Source organism: Streptomyces sp. NPDC092952, from assembly GCF_044754785.1.
In the GTDB taxonomy this organism is placed as follows: Bacteria; Actinomycetota; Actinomycetes; order Streptomycetales; family Streptomycetaceae; genus Streptomyces.
The window spans coordinates 576,898-595,003 of the sequence record NZ_JBIVPT010000002.1 but is presented as its reverse complement, the minus strand read 5'-3'; the positions used below and the strand labels follow the sequence as shown (position 1 = coordinate 595,003).

At 74.0% G+C, this 18,106-nt stretch carries 15 protein-coding genes; 10 read left to right on the top strand and 5 right to left on the bottom strand.

What is annotated here, in order from left to right; translation table 11 throughout:
- Nucleotides 1-20 precede the first annotated feature (20 nt).
- From ACIQGQ_RS06545 to ACIQGQ_RS06530, 4 genes are all read left to right on the top strand, one after another.
- Nucleotides 21-629: a TetR/AcrR family transcriptional regulator gene (locus tag ACIQGQ_RS06545; protein ID WP_402391458.1), complete on the top strand. Its 609-nt coding sequence runs from the start codon at nucleotides 21-23 to the stop codon at nucleotides 627-629.
- A gap of 177 nt (nucleotides 630-806) precedes the next feature.
- Nucleotides 807-2,351, top strand: coding sequence for a glycosyltransferase (locus tag ACIQGQ_RS06540; RefSeq protein ID WP_402391456.1), 1,545 nt, complete (start codon nucleotides 807-809; stop codon nucleotides 2,349-2,351).
- Nucleotides 2,348-3,871 (top strand): DUF6056 family protein, encoded by a 1,524-nt coding sequence (locus ACIQGQ_RS06535; RefSeq protein ID WP_402391453.1) that lies wholly within the window; start codon nucleotides 2,348-2,350, stop codon nucleotides 3,869-3,871. The genes ACIQGQ_RS06540 and ACIQGQ_RS06535 overlap by 4 nt, the downstream gene beginning before the upstream one ends.
- Nucleotides 3,872-3,886: 15 nt before the next feature.
- Complete coding sequence (locus tag ACIQGQ_RS06530) at nucleotides 3,887-4,672, top strand: phosphatase (RefSeq protein WP_352273845.1); 786 nt, start codon at nucleotides 3,887-3,889, stop codon at nucleotides 4,670-4,672.
- A gap of 187 nt (nucleotides 4,673-4,859) precedes the next feature.
- On the opposite strand, the gene ACIQGQ_RS06525 is transcribed toward ACIQGQ_RS06530, so the two are convergent.
- The 4 genes from ACIQGQ_RS06525 to ACIQGQ_RS06510 all read right to left on the bottom strand — a co-directional run bounded on the left by ACIQGQ_RS06525 (nucleotide 4,860) and on the right by ACIQGQ_RS06510 (nucleotide 8,614).
- On the bottom strand, nucleotides 4,860-5,591 hold the full coding sequence (locus ACIQGQ_RS06525; protein WP_402391450.1) for a DUF6308 family protein: 732 nt from the start codon (nucleotides 5,589-5,591) through the stop codon (nucleotides 4,860-4,862).
- 395 nt (nucleotides 5,592-5,986) lie between these two features.
- Complete coding sequence (locus ACIQGQ_RS06520; protein WP_402391447.1) at nucleotides 5,987-6,862, bottom strand: acyl-CoA thioesterase; 876 nt, start codon at nucleotides 6,860-6,862, stop codon at nucleotides 5,987-5,989.
- Nucleotides 6,863-6,882: 20 nt separating this feature from the next.
- Complete coding sequence (locus tag ACIQGQ_RS06515) at nucleotides 6,883-8,040, bottom strand: acyl-CoA dehydrogenase family protein (protein ID WP_402391444.1); 1,158 nt, start codon at nucleotides 8,038-8,040, stop codon at nucleotides 6,883-6,885.
- A 160-nt stretch (nucleotides 8,041-8,200) separates the two neighbouring features.
- Nucleotides 8,201-8,614 carry a peptidase inhibitor family I36 protein gene (locus ACIQGQ_RS06510; RefSeq protein WP_402391442.1) on the bottom strand — a complete coding sequence of 138 codons (414 nt, stop codon included), beginning with the start codon at nucleotides 8,612-8,614 and terminating at the stop codon, nucleotides 8,201-8,203.
- A 537-nt stretch (nucleotides 8,615-9,151) separates the two neighbouring features.
- Here ACIQGQ_RS06510 and ACIQGQ_RS06505 point away from each other — a divergent pair.
- The 4 genes from ACIQGQ_RS06505 (at nucleotide 9,152) to ACIQGQ_RS06490 (ending at nucleotide 14,202) form a co-directional block, all read left to right on the top strand.
- Nucleotides 9,152-9,991, top strand: coding sequence for a thiopeptide-type bacteriocin biosynthesis protein (locus ACIQGQ_RS06505; RefSeq protein WP_402391439.1), 840 nt, complete (start codon nucleotides 9,152-9,154; stop codon nucleotides 9,989-9,991).
- Between the two features lies 1 nt (nucleotide 9,992).
- Nucleotides 9,993-12,707 (top strand): lantibiotic dehydratase, encoded by a 2,715-nt coding sequence (locus tag ACIQGQ_RS06500; RefSeq protein WP_402391436.1) that lies wholly within the window; start codon nucleotides 9,993-9,995, stop codon nucleotides 12,705-12,707.
- On the top strand, nucleotides 12,671-12,835 hold the full coding sequence (locus ACIQGQ_RS06495; RefSeq protein WP_402391433.1) for a hypothetical protein: 165 nt from the start codon (nucleotides 12,671-12,673) through the stop codon (nucleotides 12,833-12,835). The genes ACIQGQ_RS06500 and ACIQGQ_RS06495 overlap by 37 nt, the downstream gene beginning before the upstream one ends.
- Nucleotides 12,836-13,011: 176 nt before the next feature.
- Entirely contained in the window at nucleotides 13,012-14,202 is a 1,191-nt protein-coding gene (locus ACIQGQ_RS06490) for a lanthionine synthetase LanC family protein (protein ID WP_402391430.1), read from the top strand.
- Between the two features lie 7 nt (nucleotides 14,203-14,209).
- Here ACIQGQ_RS06490 and ACIQGQ_RS06485 read toward each other — a convergent pair whose 3' ends face one another.
- On the bottom strand, nucleotides 14,210-15,709 hold the full coding sequence (locus ACIQGQ_RS06485; protein ID WP_402391427.1) for a PucR family transcriptional regulator ligand-binding domain-containing protein: 1,500 nt from the start codon (nucleotides 15,707-15,709) through the stop codon (nucleotides 14,210-14,212).
- A gap of 156 nt (nucleotides 15,710-15,865) precedes the next feature.
- On the opposite strand from ACIQGQ_RS06485, the gene speB reads away from it, so the two are divergent.
- Both speB and ACIQGQ_RS06475 read left to right on the top strand, forming a co-directional pair.
- Nucleotides 15,866-16,834: an agmatinase gene (speB, locus tag ACIQGQ_RS06480; protein ID WP_352273855.1), complete on the top strand. Its 969-nt coding sequence runs from the start codon at nucleotides 15,866-15,868 to the stop codon at nucleotides 16,832-16,834.
- A 189-nt stretch (nucleotides 16,835-17,023) separates the two neighbouring features.
- On the top strand, nucleotides 17,024-18,001 hold the full coding sequence (locus ACIQGQ_RS06475; protein WP_402391424.1) for a serine hydrolase: 978 nt from the start codon (nucleotides 17,024-17,026) through the stop codon (nucleotides 17,999-18,001).
- Nucleotides 18,002-18,106 lie beyond the last annotated feature (105 nt).

Here is an 18,106-nt window from a genome sequence, read left to right as displayed (position 1 = left end):
GGCTGTCTAGAATCGAATCCATGACCACCAGGACGGACGCCCCCACCCGCCGCGAACAGATCCTCAAGGAGGCCGCCCGCCTCTTCGCCGAGCGCGGCTTCCACGGCGTCGGTGTCGACGAGATAGGCGCCGCCGTCGGCATCAGCGGTCCCGGCCTCTACCGCCACTTCCCCGGCAAGGACGCGATGCTCGCCGAGCTGCTGGTCGGCATCAGCGAGCGGCTGCTGGCCGGCGGGCGGCTGCGCGTCGCGGAGGACGCGGCGGCCGGGGCGGGATCCCCGCGGGCGCTGCTCGACGCGCTCATCGAGGGGCACATCGACTTCGCCCTCGACGACCGCCCCCTGATCACCCTCCACGACCGCGAGCTGGACCGGCTGCGGGAGGCCGACCGCAAGCGGGTCCGCCAGCTCCAGCGGCAGTACGTCGAGGTGTGGGTGGAGGTGGTCCGCGCGATCTACCCGGACCTGCCCGAGTACGAGGCCCGCGCCGCCGTCCATGCCGTGTTCGGCCTGCTCAACTCCACCCCGCACCTGGGCCGCCCCGGCGTGCGCCCGGACCGTGCGGAGACCGCGGCGCTGCTGCACCGGCTGGCGCGCGGGGCGTTCGAGGCGGCGGCGGTCCGCACCTGACCGGTGAATTCCCCGCCCGCCGCGGAATGCTGAACATATGAATTAATGCGCGAAAGGTGTGGGATTCCTTCAATCCTTCTCCTTTTCCACCTTCCTTCGCCCATTTCCTCGGAGTGTCGCGGTGATCCCCGGGCATATGGTTTGAGGCGTCTCGCCCGCGCCTGCTGGGGAAATGAAATGAAAACATGCCAGGTCTCGGTCGTCGTTCCCTGTTTCAATGAGGACGAGGTGATCGAGTCCTTTCACCGAGAGCTGATCGCCGTCCTCGAACCGACTCGGCAGACGTTCGAGATCGTGTACGTCGACGACGGCAGCGGCGACCGGACCCGCGCCCGCGTCCGCGCCTTCGCCGCCGCGGACCACCGCGTCCGCTACACCTCCTTCAGCCGCAACTTCGGCAAGGAGGCCGCCATGCTCGCCGGGCTGGGCATGTCCCGCGGCGACGCCGTCGTCCTCATGGACGCCGACCTCCAGCACCCGCCGGAACTCCTGCCCCGCATGCTGGAGCTGCGCCGGCACGGCTACGACCAGGTCGTGGCCCGCCGCGACCGCAGCGGCGAGGGCGCCCTGCGCACCTTCCTCTCCACCGCCTACTACCGCGCCATGGGCCGGTGCATGGACGTGGACGTCGTCGACGGCGAGGGCGACTTCCGGCTGCTGTCGCGGCGGGCCGTGGACGCCGTGCTCGCCCTGCCCGAGACCAACCGGTTCTCCAAGGGGATCTTCTCCTGGATCGGCTTCGACACCGTGGCCTTCACCTACCGCAACGTCCGGCGCGCGGCCGGCAGCTCGAAATGGGGCGGCAGACGGCTGCTGAACTACGGGATCGACGGACTGATCTCCTTCAACAGCCGCCCCCTGCGCCTCGCCATCCACGCCGGACTCGCCCTCGCCCTGGCGGCGCTCGGATACGCCCTGTGGATCATCGCGGGCGTCGCGCTGCACGGGGTCGGCGTACCCGGATACACCACGCTGCTCACCGCCGTCGTGGCGCTCGGCGGAATCCAGCTGGCCACCCTGGGCGTGATCGGCGAATACGTGGGCCGCATCTACTGCGAGTCGAAACGGAGACCGCATTACCTGGTGCGGGAGACGAGCGAATCCCTGGAAACCGCTCTGATGCGCGGCATTCCGGCGGAGCTGGTCACGGTGAATTCGGCCCCGCGCCATTCGGCCTCTTCCTTTTCCCCGCCCTCTCCCGCTTCTCCTTCGCCTTCTTCGGCAGGCTCCGCACCGTCCGCTCCGGGCGACCGGGTCGAGGTGGCGCGGGTACGGGAGGAACCGGCGCACGGTGACGCCGGGGCCCGCACCGCCGGCTCCCGGACCGGGAGGCAGTTCCTGACGTTCGCCGCGGTCGGCGTCGTCAACACGGCGGTGTACCTCGCCGTGTACGCCTCGCTGAACGGCTGGATGCCCTATCTGGCCGCCCATGTCATCGGATACGCGGTCAGCGTCGTGGGCTCCTTCCTGCTCAACTCCTACCTCACCTGCCGTACCCGGCCGACCTGGCAGGCGTTCGCCCGCTACCCCCTGTCGAGCGCGGTCAACCTCGTGCTCAGCGGCGCCCTGCTCTCCCTCGGGGTGAGCGGGCTGGGCATGGACAAGAACCTCGCCGCCCTGGCCGCGGGGCTGCTGGCCACCCCGTTCTCCTTCCTGCTCGCCCGCTGGGCGATCGACTCCGGCACCCCCCGGGCCCCGCGCGAAGGAGAGGCCCGCGCATGACCACGGACACCCTCGAAACCCCGCGGGCACCGGAGCGGGAACGGGACCGGGGGCGGCGGGACGCACGCCGCCGGGCCACCGGCTGGACGGCGGCGCTCGGCCTCTTCCCGTTCACCCTGCTCGCCGCGGTCTTCTGGTTCGGACGCCTGGTCCGCCCCGGGGCGGACGACTGGTGCTTCCTCCCCGTCGTCCGCGACGAGGGCGCCTCGGGGATGATCGCGAAGTTCTACTACGAGGACAACGGGCGCGTCGCCAACGCCCTGATGGTCGTCGCGTACGGAGTCTTCGGCGCCTCCGGGCACCCCTGGTACGCACTGGTCAGCGGGGTGGTCATGGTCGGCATCCTGTGGGCGCTGACCGTCACCGTGCTCCGCCGTACGGGGCTGACCGCGCCGCGCGGGACGCCGCTGGTGGCGGCCTCGGTGGTCGCGGTGGTCTTCTTCCTCGCGACGCCCGACACGTACAAGGTCTTCTACTGGCCCGCCAACTCCGTCTCGCACACCCTCGCCCCGGTGCTGGTCTGCGCCGCCGTGATCCCGCTCCTGCGGGCCCGGACCCGGCGGGGCAGGGGGGTCGCCCTCGGCATCGCGCTCCTGGGCGGGTTCTTCTTCGGGACGCTCTCCGAGGAGACCTCGGTCGTCGCCTGCGTGCTCCTCGGCACGGTGCTGCTGCTCGGCCCGCTCGCCCGCCCCGGGCCGGGCCGGGCCCTGGTCCGCCGCTGGTGCGTGCTGGCCCTGGCCGGGATCGCCGCCGGGGTGGCCGTGCTGTACACCTCGCCCGGCGCGCACGCCCGGCGCTCGCGCTTCGGCGCCGACGCCGGTTCCATGCTCGACGCGGGACGGCTCGCCACCGCGCTGCGGGCCTTCGGCGAGATCCTCGGCACGGTCCTGACCACCTGGCAGTACCTGGGGGCGCTCGCGGCCGGGCTGCTCCTCGGCCTGCTGGCCCGGGACGCCGGGCGGACGGCCTGCGCGGCCGCGCCGGACGGGGGCGCGGCGCCCGGACCGCTCCGGAGCAGGCCGCTGCTCCTGGCCGCCGCCGGGGCCCTCGCCTTCCTGGTCTCCGGCTTCCTCTGCACCGTCATCACGTACCCGGCCTTCGGCGCGACGGTGGTGAACGCGGCCCGGGTCTGGGGCGACTTCCTGCTGGTGTACGTCCTGCTGCTGGCCGCTCTCGGCGCCCTGCTGGGGCGCGCGGTGCGGGCCAGGTGGGGGGCCCGCACGGCGGTGGCCGCCGTCGCCGCCGCCGTCTGCGCGCTGAGCTGCGTCGGACTCGCCGCCCCCCTGTTCCGGCTCGGCACCCGGATGGAGGTCCGGGCCGAGCGCTGGGACCGCCAGGACCGGGCACTGCGCGAAGGGGCGGCGCACGGCGCCCGGGTGCTCCCGTACACACCGGTGTCGGTCGGCCGGATGGTGGAGCCGTTCGGCAGGCACGGGCAACGGCCCTGGCCCGCGGAGTGCGTCGCCCAGTACTACGGTCTGGACAAGGTCACGTACTCCCAGCACGGAGCGCACCCCTGACGGCACAATGGGTTCATGCCGATACCGAGCCGTGCCGCCCTCGTCGAACACCTCGTCCGTACGCGTATCGCCGGGGATGTCGCCACACCGCGCGACAACAACCTCTCCCACTACCGGCAGCTCGCCAACGGCGACCGCCACTACTGGCTGGGCCTGGAGCTCGGGGACCGGTGGCGCGACGAGCAGGACGTGCTGGCGGTGATGGCCGAGCGCTGCGGCGTCAGCGACGACCCGGAGCACCGGTACGGCCAGGACACCATCGACCCGGAGCTGACGGTCGACGCGCTGGAGCGGATGGCGGCCCGGCTGCGGAAGGCGGCGGCGGGCGCGGAACGGGTGCTGTTCGCGACCGGCCACCCGGGCGGGCTGCTGGACGTGCACCGGCAGACCGCGCAGGCGCTGCGGGCGGCCGGCTGCGAGATCGTCCGGATCCCCTCGGGGCTGGTCGCCGACGAGGGCATGGTCTTCCAGTTCGCCGACGTCGCCGTGCAGGAGCGGGGCGCGACGCTCTGGCACACCCACTCGCCCGCCCCGATGGCCGCCATCCTGGACGGCCTGGAGCGCGAGGGCCGCCCGCTGCCGGACCTGGTCGTCGCCGACCACGGCTGGGCCGGCTGCGCCGCGCAGCGCGGCCTGGACGCGGTCGGGTACGCGGACTGCAACGACCCCGCGCTCTTCCTCGGCGAGGCGGAAGGCACCCTCCAGGTCGCCGTCCCACTGGACGACCATGTGATCGACCCGCGCTTCTACGACCCGATGACGGCCTACCTGCTGAACGCGGCGGGGCTGGACGCGGACTGATTCGCACCGGTGACCGCCAGGGGAGGGGCGGTTGCCGCGACGGTTCGGAGCGAGCCGTCGTGGTCCGGGCGACGCGCCCCACGGCTGCCGGAACCGCTGGTCGGCAACTGTGGAACGAAGTACGGTCCGCCGGAGACGCGGGGTCGGCTTCCGCCCCGGCGGGTCACGTGTGTGCGTCCGGCGGGGTTCAAGTCCCGGTGCAGTTCCCCTGCCGGTGATTCGTACGGTGGTGCATCCAGAGCACTACGTCGCAGACCCGGAGTGCACTGATGGCCGGGGGAAGGCCGGCGGCTCGCCGCAGGGCCGTCAACTCGTGGTGCAGTGCCTGGTCGTCGGCACGCAGTGCGCTGTGCAGGTCGAGCCAGAATGACTTCGGCCGTCCGAGAACGCAGCGAACGACCTGGTCGTAGACGGGCAACAGTCGCGGTCGCTTCCGGGCAAGGAGTTTGCTGGCGGTCACCGGCCCGATTCCGGGTTGATCGCAGAGGACGTGCCAGGCGGTGTGCGCGGGTGCTCCCTCGGCCAGGACGGCGGCTTCGACCTCGGCCATGTCGAGGTCGAAGGGGACGAAACGCAGCAGCTCGGACAATCGGTCGCCGAGGTGGCCTTCCAGAATGTCCAGGGCCACCTGGGCAGGAACCCTGACCGACAGGGTCTGTACCGCGATCAGGTCGTCGGAGGTCACTTCATTCGCCACCTCCTCACGATCCCCTCCGCCGGCCAGACGCTCGAAACGACCGCCCGTGAACAGCATCGCGTCGTGGTGCGGGTCGGTGCCGAAATAGCGCCGGAGATCGGTTACGGCCTGATCAGAGGTGACGAGGTCGCGCAGGCGCTGTACGAGTGGTGGCTGAACCGACACGGCCGGTATCGCTACGAGCGTGGCGCCCTCCCCCGTGCGCGACGAAATCGACCGCATTTTTGCCCCCTTGGCCTCCGAGCGGAAAATGATAGTCGGCCAAGGATCCGCCGACTCGTTTTCGGGCGGAATACGCACTGGGGCGACTGCGGTCGACAACAACCCACCGACGAGGACGGCTGCCTGCTCGTTCGAACTGCTCCCGCCGTCCCACCGAGTTGTGCACCGCGTGGTTGTCGTCGCACGGCTGGGTGTCGACCGTCAGCCTCCTCTGGACCCCGCGCACTGCCGGGCTCCAGTCGGTATCCGGGCGCGGTGGCGGAAGGCCCGCTGGGCGGCTGCGGACGGGTGCGGGCCCCGGGGCCGCCTGTGCCCCAGGAAGCCCCGGCCCGTGCCGCGCGCGGCCGAGATCCTACCGATCGGGGAGGCCGGGTGAGGCCCGTTCCAGCATGTAGTCAGCCCCGGGGAACGCGGACGACGCCCTCCTGGATGACGGTGATCGCCAGCCGGCCGTCCTGGGTGTAGATCCGGGCCTGGCCCAGGCCGCGGCCGCCGGACGCGGACGGTGACTCCTGGTCGTACAGCAGCCATTCGTCGGCCCGGAACGGCCGGTGGAACCACATCGCGTGGTCCAGGCTCGCCCCGACCACGTCGCCGACCGTCCAGCCGCCGCGCCCGTGGGCGAGGAGCACCGAGTCGAGCAGCGTCATGTCGGAGACGTACGTCGCCAGGCAGACGTGGAGCAGCGGGTCGTCCGCCAGCTTGCCGTTGGTGCGGAACCAGACCTGGGAGCGGGGTTCGCGGGGCTCGCCGACGGTGGCGAAGGGCGGTTCGTCCACGTACCGCAGATCGACCGCGGCCCGCGCCTCGATCAGCCGGTCGACCACGCCCGGGTCGCGGAAGCGGTCCGCGTGGCGGGGCAGCATCTGCGCGGCGGTGGGCAGGGTCTCCGGGTCCGGGGCGGGCGGCATCGGCGCCTGGTGCTCCAGGCCCTCCTCGTACGTCTGGAAGGACGCCGAGAGGTGGAAGACCGGCTGGCCGTGCTGGACGGCGACGACCCGGCGGGTGGTGAAGGAGCGGCCGTCGCGGATGCGGTCGACGCTGTAGACGATCGGCGCGCCCGGGTCGCCCGCCCGCAGGAAGTACGCGTGCAGGGAGTGGGCGCCCCGCTCGGCGGGGACGGTGCGGCCCGCGGCGACCAGCGCCTGGGCCGCGACCTGGCCGCCGAAGACGCGGGGGACGAGCGAGGAACGGCTCGTGCCCCGGAAGATGTCCTGCTCGATCTGCTCCAGGTCGAGCAGATCGAGCAGGGAATCGAGTGCGGTGCTCATGGGAGGGACGGGGTCGTTCCTCAGAGGCCCATGGACTTGGCGATGATCGACTTCATGACCTCGCTGGTGCCGCCGTAGATGCGGTTGACCCGGTTGTCCGCGTACAGGCGGGCGATCGGGTACTCGTTCATGTAGCCGTAGCCGCCGTGCAGCTGGAGGCAGCGGTCGATGACGCGGTGCGCGACCTCGGTGCAGAACAGCTTGGCGGAGGCGGCCTCGGCGGGGCTCAGCTCACCGGCGTCCAGCGCCTCCAGGGCGCGGTCGGCGACGGCCTCGGCCGCGTCCACCTCGGCCTGGCAGGCGGCCAGTTCGAACTTGGTGTTCTGGAAGGACGCCACCGTCTTGCCGAAGACCGTGCGCTCCTGGACGTAGCTCTTGGCGAACGCCACGGCGGCCTTGGCCTGCGCGTACGCGCCGTGGGCGATGCCCCAGCGCTCGGACGGCAGGTTCCGGCCGAGGTAGTAGAAGCCCTTGTTCTCCTCGCCGAGCAGGTCGGCGACGGGAACCTTCACGTCGACGAACGCCAGCTCGGCGGTGTCGGACGTGCGCAGGCCGAGCTTGTCGAGCTTGCGGCCGATCGAGTAGCCCTCGGACTTGGTGTCGACGGCGAACAGCGAGATGCCGAAGCGGCGGTCCTCGGCGGTCGGCGCCGAGGTGCGGGCGCAGACGATCACCCGGTCGGCGTGGACGCCGCCGGTGATGAAGGTCTTGGAGCCGTTGAGCACGTAGTGGGTGCCGTCGTCCGAGAGCTTGGCGGTGGTCTTCATCCCCGCGAGGTCGGAGCCGGTGCCCGGCTCGGTCATCGCGAGCGCCCACATCTCCTCGGCGGAGACGAACTTCGGCAGGTAGCGCTTCTTCTGGTCGTCCGTGGCGAGCATCTTGATGTACGGGAGGGCGAGCAGCACGTGCACGTTGGACCCGCCGAAGTTGACGCCCGCGCGGGCCGTCTCCTCGTACTGGACGGCCTCGAACTTGTGCGTCTCCAGCCCGGCGCCGCCGAACTCCTCGGGCACGTTGATGCCGAACAGGCCCAGGTCGGCCAGCTTGCCGTAGAACTCGCGCGGCACGATGCCCTGCTGGAACCACTCGTCGTAGTGCGGGACGACCTCGGCCTCGATGAAGGCGCGGATGGTCTCCCGGAACGCCTCGTGGTCCTCGTTGTATACCGTACGGCGCACGGGATGCCTCCTTGGTCGGCTGCGGTCGGGCTTCGGCCGGACTGGCTAAGCGCTTGCTCAGACCGTTAGAAGTTACCCAAGGGTCACCGGCACTGTCCAGGTGATGCGCAGCACGCCGCGCCGGGCCGGACCCGGGGGTCCGGCCCGGCACCCGGCCGGACTACTGGGGCTTGAACGAGCGGATCTGGTAGCTGCCCTGGAGGTTGCCGCCGCTGCCTGCGGCGGTGGAGCCGACCCGGTCGTTGTAGTTGGTCTTGGTGTAGTACTGCACGCGGTGGCCGGTGCCGTTCCAGACCGAGAGGACGTTCTTGCCCTTCTGGATGAAGGAGCAGTCGTCGGCGGTGTTGGCCCGCTGGCTGTCGGACCACTGGCAGCGCGTGCCGCCGCCGTTCCAGTCGCTGTAGATGCAGAAGTACCCGGGACTGCAGTTGTACGCGGCCCTGGCGGTCGTGGCGGCGGCGGTGGCGGTGTGCGAAGGGGGCGCGGCGGTGGCGGTGGTGGCCGCCACCGGGCCGGTGCCGAGTCCGAGGGCCAAGGCGAGCGAGGCGACGGTGAGCGCGCTGATGCGGTGCATGGCGGAAACCTCTTCTCCTGACGGCTGCTTCTCCTGACGGCGGCTGCTCCTCCAGCCGGGGCCGGCGCACGGGGGTGCCCGGCCCGCCAGCAGCGTGGCACGGCCGCGACCTGCGCGGACAGGCGGACGCGGGGGCGCTCGGAGCCCGCTCCGGGACCGGGGTGTCCCGGTGTGCACCGGCGCGGCCGGTCGCGCTCACGTCCCGTCGGTCACGCCAAGCGCACACCCATCCAAGATATGACTAATGCCCATATCTCTTTCAGCCGGTGCTTCCCCGGGAAATGTGAGTGACGAAGGGCCTGAGCAAGGCCGACACAGGCGAGAAGGACGGTTCCGCATCCGTCCGGCGCAGCCGGTCCCCACCGCGAAGCTCCGCGGACACCGTGCGCACCCGGGCCGGCCCCACGGCCCCGCGGACTCACCGGGCGGCCCCCCGAACCGCCCCTCGCGCCCCACGCCGTCACGGCACACGCACCGATGGCCGCGCACGGCCCACGCACCGCACCGCATCGCACCCGTACGACACACGGAGGTCCCATGCTGGGGGTGAACCACCCGGAAGCGAGCTGGGTTCAGGTCAACCTGACCCCGCGGCCGACGGCCTGGCCGCGCCTGTACGAATGGCTCGCCGGCACCGCGCGCGACCTCCTCGGCGCCGACACCGCGCGCGCCTTCTTCTTCATGCACAAGCCACCGGGGATGCGGCTGCGCTTCCAGGCGTACGGGGCGGGCGGAACCGTTCCGCTCCGCTCCGAACTCCTCGGCAGACTGGGGGAGTTCGACGGGCTGGCCGGGCCCCCGGTGTGCGCGGTCTACGAACCGGAGTCCTATCTCTTCGGCGGCCCCGGCTCCATGCCCTGGGTGCACGAACTGTTCACCGCCGACTCCCTGGCCTGGCTCGACCACCACACCCGCCGCCCCGCCGCCGGCACCGACGCCGGGGCCGCCGCGGACTGGCGGCTCTCCCTCTTCCTGCTCCGCGACATGTTCGACGGACTCCGGATCGTCGGCTGGGAGCACCGGGGCGTCTGGGACGCGGTCCGCACCGACACCGGGCGCGGCCTGCCCGACGGACTGCGCGACGCCACGCTCCGCCGCGCCGCCGAGGGCATCCGCGCCCACTGGCGGCAACCCCGCGACCAGCTCCTCGCCGCCCTGCCCGAGGAGTGCCGGGCGGTGGCCGATGGCCACGGCGACGCGGTGCGCCGGGCCGCGGACCACTGGCGCACCGGCTACTTCGAGTCCGGGGACGCGGTGCGCGGGCCGCGCCGTGCCGCCGCCTACGCCGTGATCTTCCACTGGAACCGGGGCCGGTTCTCGTTCGCCCGGCAGAGCCTGCTCACCGAGGCGCTGGCCGACGACGGGGCGGTGGACTGACATGACCGGATTCCGCACCGCCGCCCCCGTTCCGGCGCCCGCCCGCCCCGACGCGGCCCGGGTACCGCTGCTCGGCGCCACCGCGCTGGTACGGGCGGCCGGCGTCCCCTGCTCGACGTGGACGGCCGCGGGCGGCTCCGGGCTGTTCGGCCGGGTCCTCGCGCACGCCGACGACGCCGGGCGGCGGGCCGCGCGCGCCCGGCGGCTGGCCGAGGAGCTGGGCGGCCTCGTCCCCGACCCGCGTCTGACGGCCGCCGAGCGCCGCCGGGTGCTCGCCCTGCGACGGCGGCTGCACGCGGGCTCTGCGCCCACCGGGGCGGACCACGGCTTCCTCCTGGGGCTGCCCGGGGCCGTCGGCCCGGCCCGGGAGGCGGGCGAACTGTCCGGGGCCGCCGACCGGGCCCGCCGGGAGCGGGCGGCCCTGGAGCGGGAGACCGCGGCGGAGCGCGAGCGGGTGGCGGGGCTCGGCTGGACGCTGGTCCGCGCGGATCCGGTGCTGCGGGAGTTCCTGGACGCGGCCCGTCCCGGGCTGGTGGCGGAGGTGGCCGCCCGGCTGGCCGCGGGGGAGCGGTGGAGCGGGAAGCGGCTGCGCAAACGATCCGCCTATCTGTGGCGGGTGCTGGGCCGGGCGGCGGTGAAGACCACGCCGCGCGGCTGGGTGGGGCAGGTGGCCCCGGTCCCGGTCGGCGGTCCGGCGGCGGGCGGGCGGCTCCTCACCCCCGGCGCCGAACTCGCCGCGCTGGCCGCCGCCGTGGTGGAGAACGTCCACACGGTACGGACCCGGGCCGCCGCCCGGGACCTGCGCACCGCCGACCCGGCGACCGCGCTGGCCCTCGCCCCGCTGTACCTCACCGAGGACGGCGCCGACGGCACCGGGACGGGCGGCACCCTGCGTGCCTACGCGGTCGACCCGGCCGACCCCGGACGGCTGCGGCAGACCGCCCTGCGGCGCACCGCCCTCCTCGACCGCGTCCTCACCGTGTTCGCCGAAGGTCCGCGCACCCTCGCGGAGTTGGAGCACGCGCTGCCGGTCTCCGACCCCGCCGTCCTGCGCGGCTTCCTCGCCCACCTCGTCGGTCTGGGCGTGCTCCAGCCCTGCGCGGCACCCCGCCGCCACCACACCCCCTGGTTCCCGGCCGCCCGGGTCACCGCCTCCGGCACGCTGCCCCGCCCCGAGGACCGGGGCGCGGAGCCCGGGACGGACGACGACCGCTTCCTCGACTCGTACCGGGCCGTGGGCGCCCGCGTCCCCGGACCGGCCGCCGCCCGCGTCCAGCGCGCCCTGCGCACCGCCCACCGCATCGCCGCCCTGCGCCGCGCCGACCGGGCCGCCGGCACCGGCGCGCCACCCCCCGTCCCCGGCACCGAGGGGCTCGACGAGCACCCCCGCCCGCTCGGCACGGTCCTTGCCGCGCTCCTGGCGCCGGACGAGCCCGCACCCCCCGCCCGGGGCCCGAACCGCCACCCCGGCTGGCACCCGGCGCACGACCCCGCGTCCGGATACGCCCGGCTCCTCGCCCACCTCGCCGACCGCGCGGGCGAGTCCTGCGTGGACGTGGACGACGCCCTGCTGGACGCCCTCGGGGCGCCGCCGGCCGACGACGTCGTACCGCCCTGGCCGCTGGACTGCCTGCTGCGCCCGCTGGCCGGGCCGGGCCCGCTCGCGGTCCTGGAGACGGCCTCGCCCGCCGGGATCGTCGACGCCCGGTTCACCGAGTCGCTCCGGGCGCTGCACGGCGGCTACGACACCGCCGACGCCTACCGGGAGTTCCTGGCCGCCGTGGAACGGCGTGCGGGTGTGCGGTTCGTGGAACTGCTGGTGCCGCCGGTCGACGGCCGCGCCGCCAACACCGTCCGGCGCCCCGTCCTCACCCGCTGGTGGACGGGCGACCCCAACCCGGCCGCGTACTTCGCGCCCGGTGGCCCGGAACAGCGCTACCTGCCGCTGGACCGCATCACCCTGCGCCGGTCGGGCCACCGGATCGTCGCCGAGGCGGACGGGGTGCGCCTCCTGCCCGTCCACCACGCCACCCGCAACCCGATGCCGCCCTACGACCGCCTGGTACGGCTGCTGCTCGCCGCCGGGCACCCCTGGGCGGGCACCGTGACCGGCCTGGACGGCCTCGCCGAAGCCCTGCCCGCGGATCCCGCCGGCCCCGCCGTCGTCCGCGCGCCCCGGGTGACGGCCGGCCGCGACCTGGTGGTCTGCCCGGCCACCTGGCGGGTGCCGCGCGCCCTGCTCTGGCGGCGGGAGGACGACGACCTCGACCGGGTCCGGATCCTCGGCACGCTCCGGCGCACCGCGGGGCTGCCGCGCTTCGTCTTCGTACGGCCGGCGTTCGGGGCGAAGCCGGTACCGGCCGACCTCGACGCGCTGACCGCCCTCGACGTCATCGAGCGGGTCCGTGCCGCCCCCGGTGACGAACTGGTCCTGGAGGAGATGCTGCCCGGCCCGCAGGCCGGGGAGCGGGGACCGGTGCTGCGCGACGCGCTGCACCGGGGCGAACCGGTGGCCGCCGGTCTGCTGCTCAGGCTCCCCTTCGACCGGACCCCCCTGGAGACGGCGGCCGAGGCCGCCGCCCTCCTCCCCGACGTCCCCGGCCCGCCCGCACGTGGTGCGGGCGGCCCGGGGCGGCCAACACCCACAGGAAACACCGGAGAGAACGAAGGAGAAACGCCATGCCCATCATGGAGCTCACCGACCTCGACAACCTGATCGACGAGCTGGACGAGCGGATCACCAGCGCCGACCTGCCCGGCGTCCAGGCCGCCGACAGCCTCATCTGTGCCACGGTCGTCATCTGCGGCGGCTCGACCGTCTGCGGTTCCGCCATCAACTGCTGATCACCCATCAACCGCTGACCACCCCTCGACGGCTGCCGGCCCGCGCCACCGCCGGCAGCCACCACCCCCGTCGGCGGACCGCCGCCGACGGCACCCCCGCGGACACCCCGTGTCCGTCGTCGAGCTGAACGGAGCCACCCGGACCGGTACGGGTGGCTCCCCGACGAGGAGCTCCGATGCACCCAGGTAACCAGGCTCCGCCCCGCAGGGCCGCCCTCGACCTCGCCGTCCGGTTCCTCGACGACTTCGCCCGGGGCCCCCACGTCACCCCCGACCCCGGCGTCCCCGTACTGGCCGCACTCGTCGCCGAGACCCACGAGACGGGCGCGACCGACACCGTCCGGCGCGCGGTGTCGGCCTGGGCGCGGACCGTCGGCCGGGGCCCCTCCCACGACGGCCTGTACGACGGCGGCCTGGCCGGTACGTTCACCGGCCTGCGCATGGCCGCCCGCATCCACCCGCCGCTGCACCGCGCCGCCGACCGGCTCCGCGACCACCTCCTCGACCGGGCCGCCGCGCACCCCTGGCGCACGACCGATGTCGGCCTGCCCGACTACGACCTCATCGGCGGCCCCTCCGGCACGCTGCTCGCCCTCTGCGCCGGGGAACCCGAACCGACCAGCCGTCAACTCCTGCCGTTCGCCGCCCACTTGGCGCTGCTCTGCGACGACGGGGAGCTGCGCCGGCTGCGCATCGGCCAGTACGCCGGCCACCCCCATCTGGGCTGGCTCCAGGGCCGGGTCAACACCGGAATGGGCCACGGCGTGGCCGGGCTCGCCGCCGCGCTCACTGCCGCCGTCCGCCGCACCGGCCCACGCCCCCGGCTGACCAACGCCCTGCGCCGCGCTGTCCGCTGGCTGGCCCGGCAGTCCTTCGAGGACGCCCGCTCGGTCCGCAGCTGGGACGGGGCCGGGCTCGACGGCCCGCCGCCCACCGGCCCGCTGGCCCGGCAGGCCTGGTGCTACGGAACCCCCGGCATCACCTGGGCGCTCTGGGACGCGGCCGACGCCCTGGGCGACCGGGAGGCCGCCGACTGGGCGGCGCACGCCTTCACCACCGTCGCCGACCAGTACGACATGGCCTTCCACCTCTACGGCGCCCCGCTGACCGACCGGCTCGGGCTCTGCCACGGAGCGGCGGGCGTCCTCGTCGTGGCGGACGCCTTCCACCGCTGGGCCGGAGTGCCCGCCGCCGCCCCGCTCGCCGCCCGCCTCACCGAGCACCTGGGCGGCCGCCTCCCCGACGCCCTCGCCGCCGCCCGCCCGTCCGCCGCCCTCCTCGACGGCGCCCCCGGCGCCCTCGCGGCGCTGCTCACCGTCACCCACCCCGCCTCGCGCGACTGGCTGCCCTGCCTCGGGCTGCGCTGACAGGCCCTCAGCGCAGGTTCCGCAGGGCGAACCACAGCTCCGTCCGTACGTCCATGTCGTCCAGGTCCGCGTCCAGCAGGGCCGCGCAGCGGGTGATGCGCTGGCGGACCGTGTTGCGGTGGATCCGCAGGGCCGCGGCCGTCCGGTCCCAGCTGCCGTGCAGGCTCAGCCAGCAGCGCAGCGTCTCGGCCAGCGGTTCGGTGAGCGGGGCGAGCAGGGCGCGGGCGTGCGCCTCGGCCCGGTCGGCGGGGACCAGGGCGGCCAGGCCGGTGCCGGTGGGGTCGCGGTGGTGCGCCAGCGGGGTACGGGTGGCGACGGCGCGGCCCAGGGCGCGGGCGGCCTGCCGGTCGGCGTCGGCGAGGTCGGGGAGGGCGGCGGGGGCGGAGGCGCCCAGGATCCAGCCCGGCTGCGGGGTGATCCGGCCGCCGCCGGGGAGGGCGGGGACCAGCACCCGTACCGCGTCGCCGCCCCGGCCCGCGTCGACCAGGGCCGAACCGAGCGCCGCCCCCAGCGCCCCCGTGGTCAGCGGGTCCACCGGCCCGTCCCCGCTGCGCCGCGCGTGCACCACCGTCCACTCCTCGGCGCCCCCGAGCAGCGGCGCCACGTCCTGCGGGCCCGCGCCCAGCAGCAGCCGCACCAGGGCCGCCGACCGGCCCGCCGCGTCCGCGCCCTGGTGCGGGGCGGCCAGCAGGGAGAGCAGCACGACCGCGACCCCGGCGATCGTGTGGTCGCCCGCCTCCCGCCGGTCCGTCGCCAGCGCCAGGACGAGCCCCTGCCCGCCGCCCAGCGGGTACGCCGACAGCCGGGTCTCCCGCAGCGTGTCACCGGCCGACGCCGGACCGGGGCGCTCCCCGGCCGCGACCACCCGGACCAGCCGGGCCAGCGCCGCCCGGACGTCCGGGGCCGGCAGGCGGCCCGAGGCGTGCAGCTCCTCGCCCCCGGCGGTGAGCAGGACGGCCCGGCCGCCGAGCTGGACCGCCAGCTGGCGCAGGACCGCCGGGACCGGGTCCGGGCGGGCCGCCGCCGAGGCCAGCGCCTGCTGGGCCCGCGTCACCCGGCGAAGCTCGCGCAGACGGGCCTCGGCCATCAGCCGCCACACCGCGCGGGCGATCGCCGTGAACGGCGTACCCGGCCCCACCTCCACCAGCGGCAGCCCGTACCGCCCGCACGCCTCGACCAGGCCCCGGGGCACCGTGTCGAACACCGGCGTCACCCCGAACCCCAGCGCCGCCGCCCCCGCCTCCACCAGCCGGGCCACGAAGGTGTCCGGGTCCGTCAGCTGCACCCCGGCCGTCAGCAGCAGCTCACCGCCGAGCAGATACGGGTACGGGTCGGCCATCTCCGAGGTGTGCACCCACAGCAGCTCCGCGTCGGCCGGCCCCGCGATCAGCCGCAGCCCCAGCTCCTCATGGGCGAGCAGCTCGGCCAGCGGCACCGGGGGAGTGGGCGGCGGGGCCGGTGACAGCGGGGACCCGGGCGGGAGCTGGGACATGGACGATCCATCCATATGGAACGGTGATGATGGATGAAACGTACTCTTCAGCGCGGTGCGCGGGCCACCTACCGTTCTTCCTGTCGGAACATCGGACACGTACGCCGCCTGCCACCCCCGGCGGCACACCCTCCGCGTACGTGATCGAGAAGCGAAGGAAAGGCACCCCACATGAGCAGCAACGAAACGCCGCGCGGCCCCGTCGACTCCTCCCGCGTCCCCCGGTACGCCGGCCCCGCCACCTTCGCCCGGCTGCCCCGCCTCGACGAGGTCGGCACCACCGACGTCGCCGTCGTCGGCGTGCCCTTCGACACCGGCGTCTCCTACCGCCCCGGCGCCCGCTTCGGCGGCAACGCGATCCGCGAGGCCTCGCGCCTGCTGCGCCCGTACAACCCGGCCCAGGACGCCTCCCCGTTCGCGCTCGCCCAGGTCGCCGACGCCGGGGACATCGCCGCGAACCCGTTCAACATCAACGAGGCCGTCGAGACGATCGAGGCCGCCGCCGACGACTTGCTCGGCACCGGTGCCCGGCTGATGACGCTCGGTGGCGACCACACCATCGCCCTGCCGCTGCTGCGCTCCGTCGCGAAGAAGCACGGCCCGGTCGCCCTGCTCCACTTCGACGCCCACCTCGACACCTGGGACACCTACTTCGGTGCCGAGTACACCCACGGCACCCCGTTCCGCCGCGCCGTCGAGGAGGGCATCCTCGACACCTCCGCCCTCTCCCACGTCGGCACGCGCGGCCCGCTCTACGGCAAGCAGGACCTCACCGACGACGAGAAGATGGGCTTCGGCATCGTCACCTCCGCCGACGTCATGCGGCGCGGCGTCGACGAGATCGCCGACCAGCTCCGCCAGCGGATCGGCGACCGCCCGCTGTACATCTCCATCGACATCGACGTCCTGGACCCGGCGCACGCCCCCGGCACCGGCACCCCCGAGGCCGGCGGCCTGACCTCCCGCGAGCTCCTGGAGATCCTCCGCGGCCTCGCCTCCTGCCACCTGGTCTCCGCCGACCTCGTCGAGGTCGCCCCGGCGTACGACCACGCCGAGATCACCTCCGTCGCCGCCTCGCACACCGCCTACGAGCTGACCACGATCATGTCCCGGCAGATCGCGGCGGCCCGTACGAAGTGAGCCCGCGCGGCACCCGTCGGCGGCCCGGCGCCGGGACTGCGCCGCCCGCATGACACCGGCACGCCCCGCCGGGTGATGTGAGCCGCGCGACGCGTGTCTCGTACAACTTTTCCGTTCCCCAGGAGTCATTTGTTTCGGGCGTGCCGGGGGCGCGCCCGAAACAAATGACTCGGGGAACGGGGAAGCCTCATGACCGCTGGATCCCACATATCCCGCCGCACGCGGGGCGCGCTGTCCGTCGCGCTCGCGGCCGGCGTACTCGCACCGGTGGCGCTCGGCGCCGCACCCGCCGCCGCGGCGACGACACCGACGGTGAGCTGCACCTCCGGCAAGGCGGGACTCGCCGCCAAGCTGTCGAAGGACATCACCGCCGCGCTCAAGGGCCGCAAGTCCACCACCGCCGTGGCGCTCTACGACCGCACCACCAAGACCAACTGCACCCTGCGCGCCACCAGCACGTACGACTCCGCCAGCGTCGTGAAGGCGACCGTGCTGGCCACCCTGCTCTGGGACAACAAGAAGCGGAACCGCTACCTCACCCAGCGCGAGATCAACCTGGCCACGGCCATGATCACCAAGTCCGACAACGACGCGACCACCAGCCTGTGGAAGCAGCTCGGCGTCACCAAGATCAAGGGCTTCCTCAAGGCCGCCGGGATGACGCGCACCGTGCCCGGCTCCGGCGGCTACTGGGGACTCACCCAGATCACCGCCCAGGACGAGCTGCGGCTGCTGCACCTGCTCACCGTGAAGAACAGCGTGCTCAGCGACAACTCCCGCGCCTACGAGCTCGGGCTGATGAAGAAGGTCGTCTCCTCCCAGCGCTGGGGCACCCCGGCCGGAGCCCCCACCGGTACGACCGTCCAGGTCAAGAACGGCTGGCTGCCGCGCGCCACCCACGGCTGGCGCGTCCACAGCATCGGCGCCTTCACCGGCAAGGGCCACGACTACGCGATCACCGTGCTCACCCACGACAACAAGACGATGAACGACGGCATCAACACCATCCAGGCCGTCGCCCGCGCCGTCCACAAGGACCTCAACCCGGCGGTCGCCGCGAGCACCACCACGACCGTCGCCCCGCCCGCCGCCCCGCAGGAGGCCGTCCCCGCGGTACCGGAGGCCCCCGCCGTCCGCATGCTCACCGCGACGCCGCAGCGGTCGTAGGACCCGTCCACGACCGCCTACGGCCAAAGACCCGTCTTTGTAACGGCGGGATGAAATCCGCGGCCGGCCGCGTTGGTGCCTTCCGGTAGACCAGGTCTGACGGGA

Coding starts and splice junctions, on each gene's coding strand:
- ACIQGQ_RS06545 (WP_402391458.1), top strand. CDS start 21: ATGACCACCAGGACGGACGCCCCCACCCGCCGCGAACAGATCCTCAAG.
- ACIQGQ_RS06540 (WP_402391456.1), top strand. CDS start 807: ATGAAAACATGCCAGGTCTCGGTCGTCGTTCCCTGTTTCAATGAGGAC.
- ACIQGQ_RS06535 (WP_402391453.1), top strand. CDS start 2,348: ATGACCACGGACACCCTCGAAACCCCGCGGGCACCGGAGCGGGAACGG.
- ACIQGQ_RS06530 (WP_352273845.1), top strand. CDS start 3,887: ATGCCGATACCGAGCCGTGCCGCCCTCGTCGAACACCTCGTCCGTACG.
- ACIQGQ_RS06525 (WP_402391450.1), bottom strand. CDS start 5,591: ATGCGGTCGATTTCGTCGCGCACGGGGGAGGGCGCCACGCTCGTAGCG.
- ACIQGQ_RS06520 (WP_402391447.1), bottom strand. CDS start 6,862: ATGAGCACCGCACTCGATTCCCTGCTCGATCTGCTCGACCTGGAGCAG.
- ACIQGQ_RS06510 (WP_402391442.1), bottom strand. CDS start 8,614: ATGCACCGCATCAGCGCGCTCACCGTCGCCTCGCTCGCCTTGGCCCTC.
- ACIQGQ_RS06505 (WP_402391439.1), top strand. CDS start 9,152: ATGCTGGGGGTGAACCACCCGGAAGCGAGCTGGGTTCAGGTCAACCTG.
- ACIQGQ_RS06500 (WP_402391436.1), top strand. CDS start 9,993: ATGACCGGATTCCGCACCGCCGCCCCCGTTCCGGCGCCCGCCCGCCCC.
- ACIQGQ_RS06495 (WP_402391433.1), top strand. CDS start 12,671: ATGCCCATCATGGAGCTCACCGACCTCGACAACCTGATCGACGAGCTG.
- ACIQGQ_RS06490 (WP_402391430.1), top strand. CDS start 13,012: ATGCACCCAGGTAACCAGGCTCCGCCCCGCAGGGCCGCCCTCGACCTC.
- ACIQGQ_RS06485 (WP_402391427.1), bottom strand. CDS start 15,709: ATGGATGGATCGTCCATGTCCCAGCTCCCGCCCGGGTCCCCGCTGTCA.
- speB (WP_352273855.1), top strand. CDS start 15,866: ATGAGCAGCAACGAAACGCCGCGCGGCCCCGTCGACTCCTCCCGCGTC.
- ACIQGQ_RS06475 (WP_402391424.1), top strand. CDS start 17,024: ATGACCGCTGGATCCCACATATCCCGCCGCACGCGGGGCGCGCTGTCC.